Here is a 2,832-nt window from a genome sequence, read left to right on the forward strand (position 1 = left end):
CGCTATGGGAAATCTCATCTTGAGGGGGGCTTCATGCTTAGATGCTTTCAGCACTTATCCCTTCCGCACATAGCTACCCAGCGATGCCTTTGGCAAGACAACTGGTACACCAGCGGTGCGTCCATCCCGGTCCTCTCGTACTAAGGACAGCTCCTCTCAAATTTCCTACGCCCACGACGGATAGGGACCGAACTGTCTCACGACGTTCTGAACCCAGCTCGCGTACCGCTTTAATGGGCGAACAGCCCAACCCTTGGGACCGACTACAGCCCCAGGATGCGATGAGCCGACATCGAGGTGCCAAACCTCCCCGTCGATGTGGACTCTTGGGGGAGATAAGCCTGTTATCCCCGGGGTAGCTTTTATCCGTTGAGCGATGGCCCTTCCATGCGGAACCACCGGATCACTAAGCCCGACTTTCGTCCCTGCTCGACTTGTAGGTCTCGCAGTCAAGCTCCCTTGTGCCTTTACACTCTACGAATGATTTCCAACCATTCTGAGGGAACCTTTGGGCGCCTCCGTTACTTTTTAGGAGGCGACCGCCCCAGTCAAACTGCCCACCTGACACTGTCTCCCACCCCGATCAGGGGTGCGGGTTAGAATGTCAATACAGCCAGGGTAGTATCCCACCAATGCCTCCACCGAAGCTAGCGCTCCGGCTTCCAAGGCTCCTACCTATCCTGTACAAGCTGTACCAAAATTCAATATCAGGCTGCAGTAAAGCTCCACGGGGTCTTTCCGTCCTGTCGCGGGTAACCTGCATCTTCACAGGTACTATAATTTCACCGAGTCTCTCGTTGAGACAGTGCCCAGATCGTTACACCTTTCGTGCGGGTCGGAACTTACCCGACAAGGAATTTCGCTACCTTAGGACCGTTATAGTTACGGCCGCCGTTTACTGGGGCTTCAATTCAGAGCTTCGCACTAACGTGCTAACCCCTCCTCTTAACCTTCCAGCACCGGGCAGGTGTCAGCCCCTATACTTCGCCTTGCGGCTTCGCAGAGACCTGTGTTTTTGCTAAACAGTCGCCTGGGCCTATTCACTGCGGCTCTCGCAGGCTTGCACCCGCAAGAGCACCCCTTCTCCCGAAGTTACGGGGTCATTTTGCCGAGTTCCTTAACGAGAGTTCTCTCGCTCACCTTAGGATTCTCTCCTCGCCTACCTGTGTCGGTTTGCGGTACGGGCACCCTAAATCTCGCTAGAGGCTTTTCTTGGCAGTGTGGAATCAGGAACTTCGGTACTATATTTCCCTCGCCGTCACAGCTCCGCTTATGTGGTAATGGGATTTGCCTCATTACCAGCCTAACTGCTTGGACGTGCTAATCCAACAGCACGCTTACCCTATCCTCCTGCGTCCCCCCATTGCTCAAACGATTTAAAGGTGGTACAGGAATATCAACCTGTTGTCCATCGCCTACGCTTTTCAGCCTCGGCTTAGGTCCCGACTAACCCTGAGCGGACGAGCCTTCCTCAGGAAACCTTAGGCATTCGGTGGATGAGATTCTCACTCATCTTTCGCTACTCATACCGGCATTCTCACTTCTAAGCGCTCCACCAGTCCTTACGGTCTAGCTTCAACGCCCTTAGAACGCTCTCCTACCACTGACATCAAAGATGTCAATCCACAGCTTCGGTGATACGTTTAGCCCCGGTACATTTTCGGCGCAGAGTCACTCGACCAGTGAGCTATTACGCACTCTTTAAATGGTGGCTGCTTCTAAGCCAACATCCTGGTTGTCTAAGCAACTCCACATCCTTTTCCACTTAACGTATACTTTGGGACCTTAGCTGGTGGTCTGGGCTGTTTCCCTCTTGACCACGGATCTTATCACTCGTAGTCTGACTCCCAAGAATAAGTATTTGGCATTCGGAGTTTGTCTGAATTCGGTAACCCGATGGGGGCCCCTAGTCCAAACAGTGCTCTACCTCCAATACTCTAAATCTTGAGGCTAGCCCTAAAGCTATTTCGGAGAGAACCAGCTATCTCCAAGTTCGATTGGAATTTCTCCGCTACCCACACCTCATCCCCGCACTTTTCAACGTGCGTGGGTTCGGGCCTCCATCCAGTGTTACCTGGACTTCACCCTGGACATGGGTAGATCACCTGGTTTCGGGTCTACAACCACATACTATTTCGCCCTATTCAGACTCGCTTTCGCTGCGGCTCCGTCTCTTCAACTTAACCTCGCATGTAATCGTAACTCGCCGGTTCATTCTACAAAAGGCACGCTATCACCCATAAAAGGGCTCTAACTACTTGTAGGCACACGGTTTCAGGATCTATTTCACTCCCCTTCCGGGGTGCTTTTCACCTTTCCCTCACGGTACTGGTTCACTATCGGTCACTAGGGAGTATTTAGCCTTGGGAGATGGTCCTCCCTGCTTCCGACGGGATTTCTCGTGTCCCGCCGTACTCAGGATACACTCAAGAGGGAACGAAGTTTCGACTACAGGGTTTTTACCTTCTACGACTGACCTTTCCAGATCGATTCGTCTACCCCGTTCCTTTGTAACTCCATATAGAGTGTCCTACAACCCCAAGAGGCAAGCCTCTTGGTTTGGGCTAATCCCGTTTCGCTCGCCGCTACTCAGGGAATCGCGTTTGCTTTCTCTTCCTCCGGGTACTTAGATGTTTCAGTTCCCCGGGTCTGCCTTCAGTACCCTATGTATTCAGGTAAAGATTCTATCCCATTACGGATAGAGGGTTTCCCCATTCGGAAATCTCTGGATCAAAGCTTACTTACAGCTCCCCAAAGCATATCGGTGTTAATCCCGTCCTTCATCGGCTCCTAGTGCCAAGGCATCCACCGTGCGCCCTTTCTAACTTAACT

The 2,832-nt window shown here is 52.3% G+C and carries 1 rRNA gene; it reads right to left on the reverse strand.

The window, feature by feature from the left end:
• Positions 1-2,832: ribosomal RNA gene (locus NiCM35_RS26520) — 23S ribosomal RNA — on the reverse strand; the annotation flags it as partial.

Source organism: Niallia sp. M35, assembly GCF_050971705.1.
In the GTDB taxonomy this organism is placed as follows: Bacteria; Bacillota; Bacilli; order Bacillales; family Cytobacillaceae; genus Niallia; species Niallia circulans_A.